This window comes from Synechococcus sp. H55.9 (assembly GCF_047462355.1).
GTDB lineage: Bacteria > Cyanobacteriota > Cyanobacteriia > Thermostichales > Thermostichaceae > Thermostichus.
In genome coordinates this window covers 6348-10669 of record NZ_JANSJB010000091.1, presented here as the reverse complement: position 1 = coordinate 10669, position 4322 = coordinate 6348, and the positions used below count along the sequence as shown (strand labels likewise).

The window sequence follows — 4322 nt, the reverse complement described above, 5'->3', positions numbered from 1 at the left end:
GCAAGTCGGGAAATTTGCTGTTTTAAGAGTATTGTGCCGCATTTTTGTGTCAATTCCGGCAAGAGCTTCTGGTTTTCTCTTAAAGACTAGAGCGGGCAAAGAAAGGCCAGCAATTGCTCGTCCCGACGGATCGCGCACAAAACTTTACAATTTTGGCCCTCCCCAACCCTTAGGGGTTCAGCTTTCCGGGTTGTCGAGAGACTTTGCGGCAGCAGGCTTGGCAACAATCTCTTGATGAAAGCTGGAAGTCCTTGGGAAAGTGGGCCAGGATCGAGGTGGAAGCCTTCAGGGATCCGCGATCTTGTGCAATTGCGGCGCAGCATTCGAGCAAAATCCCCGCGGCCCATCATCTTGGGAGGGTGTAGGCCAATGGTCAGACTGTTCTCATCTTTTTTTAGGAGGACTGCCGACCCAGGGATCCGGGCTGCCGAGTTGGGGGCTCCTGAGCCTGCTGCTGGCGGTGGGGAGAGGCAGGCTTGTCCTTTTGCTGCCCAACGGGAACGGATGGTGAGGGAGCAAATCTTGCAGCGGGGGATCCGCGATCCGCGGGTGCTGGAAGCAATGCGCAAGGTGCCGCGCCATCTTTTCGTTCCTCCGGAGCTGCAGGATCGCGCCTACAGGGATTGCCCGCTGCCCATTGGCTACGGCCAGACGATCTCTCAGCCTTACATCGTTGCCTTTATGACCGAGGCGGCCCGCCTCACCCCTGAGTCGGTGGTGCTGGAGATCGGCACCGGATCCGGCTACCAGGCGGCTATTTTGGCCGAGCTGGCCCGACAGGTATATAGTCTGGAGCGTTTGTCTCCCTTGGCCGCCCGTGCCCAGCAAACCCTTGCTGCCTTGGGCTACCGCAACGTGGAGGTGCGCCAGGGAGATGGCTATCAAGGTTGGCCGGAACACGCTCCCTACGACGCCATCGTGGTCACAGCAGCCCCCCCAACCCTGCCGATGCTGCTCCTGGATCAACTGGCGGTGGGGGGCCGGTTGGTAGTGCCGGTGGGCGAAAGCCAGGGATCCCAATCCTTGCTGATCCTCCACAAAACCCCAGAAGGGGTGGTGCAAAAGGGCGCTTTCCCGGTGCAATTTGTGCCCATGGTCTAGGGCAGGGGATCCTCAGGAGGCGGCCCAGAGCTGGGCGCGAATTTGCAGCGCCAACTGGGGGCGGTCGGTGATCAGCCCCTGAACCACGGGATCCTCCCCAGGCGGGCGCAAACAGAAGGCCATGATCTCCGGATCGTTCACCGTCCAGACGTAGAGCGGGATCCCGGCCCGGGCTGCCGCTGCCAAAAACGGCAAGTCCAGCCAAGCGTAGTGGGGAGCGAGAAAGTCGGCCCCCAGCTCGCGGCAATAGGCCAACAGGGATCCCTGCTCTTCCCTCGGCGGCGCTTCCACCAACAGGCCAACCTGGGGGGCGGCCCCTTCAAGGTGCGGGCGTCCCAGAAGAGTTTTCACCCGTTGCACCACCTGGGGCAAAAAGGAAGTGATCACACACTCTGCAGGGGTCAAGAGCTTGCCGATAAGGGCGAGGATCTGTTCTTCATAGCCCGCCTCTTTCAGCTCGATATCGAGGGCAATCCTGCCCCTGACGTGGAGCAGCGCTTCTTCCAAGCTGGGAATCGAGGGCTTGCGGGCGCGGATCTCAGCCCACGTGAGCGCCGCCAACGGCTGGCCCTCCAGCTCGGCATCGTGAAAAACCAGCGGGATCCCGTCGCCGCTGCGGCGCACATCCAGCTCGATCCCGTCGGCCCCGCCTTCGATGGCCGCCGTAAAAGCGGCCAGGGTATTTTCCTCAACGTGGCTGTGATCCCCGCGGTGAGCGACGATCCGGGTGGGAAAGCGATAGGCTGGAGGAGTTGAAACAATCTCTGTAGCCATGGACGCAGCCGAAATTGCCGCCTTAAAAGAGCGCATCAAGCGCATTCGCGAGCGCCGGCCAGCTTTGGTCAAGCTTTTGGAAAAGCCAGACCTGGGCAGCTTGCGCATCGATGTCAACCAGGCCCTCGAGGAGATCGACGAGCTGCTGCAAGAGTTCGAGCAGACCTTTGGCCCGCAGGACTAGCCGGCCCGGGCCAGCTCTTGCAACTGGGCCAAGACCTCGGCGCTGTGCCGAGAGGGATTGACAATTGGGTCGATGGCCCGCAGGATCCCGTCAGGATCGATCAAAAAAGTGTTGCGCAGAGCCATCTCCCCCATCCAGGAGCCGTAGGCGCGGCTAACGGTGCCCTCAGGATCGGAAAGCAAAGGAAATTGCAGCCCCTCTGCCGTGCAAAACCGCCGGTGGGAGTCCACCGAGTCGGCGCTTACGCCCACAATCTGCGCCCCCAGAGCCCGAAACTTGGGCAGATCCTGCTGAAAGCGGCGGGCCTCGATCGTGCAGCCGGAAGTGAAGTCGCGGGGATAGAAGTAGAGCACCACCCACTCGCCGCGAAAATCCGCCAGCCGCCGCACCTGGCCCAACTGATCCGGCAGCTCAAACTCTGGGGCCGGCGCCCCGATCTCCGGCAGGGGAGTGGTGCCCCACTGGGCCAGGGCAGACTGAACACCCACAACGCTCACCAGCAAAGCCGCAAACAACCCTGCCAGGCCCAGCCAGCGCCCAATCCTACCCACCACTTTTTTGACAATCACGGCAACACCTCTCTAGCTCCCCCCTTCCAGTTTACATAACTTTACGTCAGCCACTTGCAGAGCAAAAGCTGGGGCGGGATCCCCAACCACTGCCAAAGTTGAGAGGTGCGCTGGACGGGAGTGTAGCGCAGTTGGGCATAGAGTTGTCGAGCGGGCAGATTGTCCGCCACCACGTGCAGATGCAACTGGCGATAGCCCCAGCCCTGCACCACCCCTTCGGCGCTCAGCAAAAGCTGCCGGGCGATCCCGCGCCGCCGCCAAGCGGGCAGCACCGCCAAGTTGGAAAGATAGGGATACTTGCCATGGGCCATGCGCCGCAGAGAGATCTCGGCAGTTCCCACCACCTTGGCCCCCACCGCCGCCGCCAGGCAGCAATAGCAGGGATCCCTGGCCGCCAGCTTGAGGCGCAAATCTTCGCGGATCCCTAGCTTGCGAATCGGGTAGATCCAGCGCTGCAGACCCAGTGGGGGGTGAAAAGCCTGCGCGAGAACCTCGGCTAAGGAATCCAGATCACCCGACGTAGCCGGATAAACCACAAGGGAAGGCAACACGCATCAACCGTGGGCATCCCTATTATTTTGCCAGACAACTTGCAAACCATAACAAGCGGCGGCCCTCTAAACAGAGCCGCCACTGAACTGGTAGAACTTGACCCCAGAGAGGAGAACCACCCTCTCCCGCCGCAGACCAACTGCAGCGCAGATTGACCCAGGCTTATTCAGTTGTCCTGTCCTAACACGTAACCGATCCGAGCACTCCAAAAAATGGATCCAACAAATTGGTTAGCAAACAACACTCTGGAAACGAAGATTTTTGAACCAACGCCCATGGGTGCTCCAAAACCCAAATCAAATCTGAGGCTTACGATCAGATCTCCAGATCGCTAGCGTGGCAGGCTGAGCCATTGATGCGATAGACATCATCCGTAATGGGCTGGTAACCCACTTCCACCAGATCGGATTTGTCAGGAGCAAATATGCGGATAACTGCTCTAGCAATCTTTGACAGAAAAGCAAACATAGCAACCTCCTGAAAGCGAGAGTGGAACTATGAACTGAGAGAACCTCGAAGAATTGCTAAAGCCCGCAGCCCTTGTCCCACTGAGCATTGGCTTCACCTTGCCAGAGCCTGCAGGTTGAGAGCACCTGAACCCGATCACCGATTTTCCTACTTGCACTCGCTCATGCGTGGAGACTCAAAATAGCCGGCTGAGCTTCTCGATCTGGCAAAACCACTTGAGAAACTTGCTTCCGGAAGAGTACTTCCCTGCTTCCCTCGTGGCCTCTACAGCAAACCCAACAGCTATCTGCTTTAACTCCCATGTTCTACTTCGAGGAAAACCTGTCGTAGGTACCAGGTGCTCTGCTTGGCGAGACATCCACTTCTCAGAAAAGCCTGCCGCAGCAACGGATCGGAAGTTGAGATCAAACTGTTGACTGACGGAGCCTTTTGGATTTGATTGAATCGAGAAGCGGTGTCTCGCGTTTGATGGGGATGAGATATTATCCTCCTCGCCTGAATCACCACACCCATAATCTAACCTGTAATCGATCTCGCTTCCAAGGGCAGCAACCATTCTTAACGGGCTGGATCATTCCTTTAACTTGGTCTTTTCATCTCTTTTTGATGTAGCTCAATAGAGGGATCCCTGCCTTCTGGATTGGGGCTGCTTGGCCTCTGACCAGCCCAATCTC

Annotated in this window: 7 protein-coding genes; 3 read left to right on the top strand and 4 right to left on the bottom strand. The window is 58.6% G+C overall.

The genetic code is table 11. The features are described 5' to 3' along the window. Positions 1-235: hypothetical protein (locus NW857_RS10840; protein WP_414368922.1), on the top strand; the 235-nt coding region annotated here is incomplete at its 5' end. 134 nt (positions 236-369) lie between these two features. Next, the gene (locus NW857_RS10835) at positions 370-1101 is read left to right on the top strand and encodes a protein-L-isoaspartate(D-aspartate) O-methyltransferase (protein WP_414332798.1); all 732 of its coding nucleotides are present in this window, start codon (positions 370-372) and stop codon (positions 1099-1101) included. 12 nt (positions 1102-1113) lie between these two features. Here NW857_RS10835 and NW857_RS10830 read toward each other — a convergent pair whose 3' ends face one another. Further along, entirely contained in the window at positions 1114-1875 is a 762-nt protein-coding gene (locus NW857_RS10830) for a glycerophosphodiester phosphodiesterase (protein WP_414368920.1), read from the bottom strand. On the opposite strand from NW857_RS10830, the gene NW857_RS10825 reads away from it, so the two are divergent. Continuing rightward, positions 1874-2059, top strand: coding sequence for a hypothetical protein (locus NW857_RS10825; protein WP_414332794.1), 186 nt, complete (start codon positions 1874-1876; stop codon positions 2057-2059). The genes NW857_RS10830 and NW857_RS10825 overlap by 2 nt on opposite strands. Here NW857_RS10825 and NW857_RS10820 read toward each other — a convergent pair. From NW857_RS10820 to NW857_RS10810, 3 genes are all read right to left on the bottom strand, one after another. Beyond that, positions 2056-2625: a peroxiredoxin gene (locus NW857_RS10820; protein ID WP_414332803.1), complete on the bottom strand. Its 570-nt coding sequence runs from the start codon at positions 2623-2625 to the stop codon at positions 2056-2058. The genes NW857_RS10825 and NW857_RS10820 overlap by 4 nt on opposite strands. A gap of 44 nt (positions 2626-2669) precedes the next feature. Next, a complete protein-coding gene (locus NW857_RS10815) occupies positions 2670-3179 on the bottom strand; it encodes an N-acetyltransferase family protein (protein ID WP_414332792.1) in 510 nt (169 codons plus the stop codon). A 316-nt stretch (positions 3180-3495) separates the two neighbouring features. Beyond that, entirely contained in the window at positions 3496-3648 is a 153-nt protein-coding gene (locus NW857_RS10810; protein ID WP_414332791.1) for a hypothetical protein, read from the bottom strand. Positions 3649-4322 lie beyond the last annotated feature (674 nt).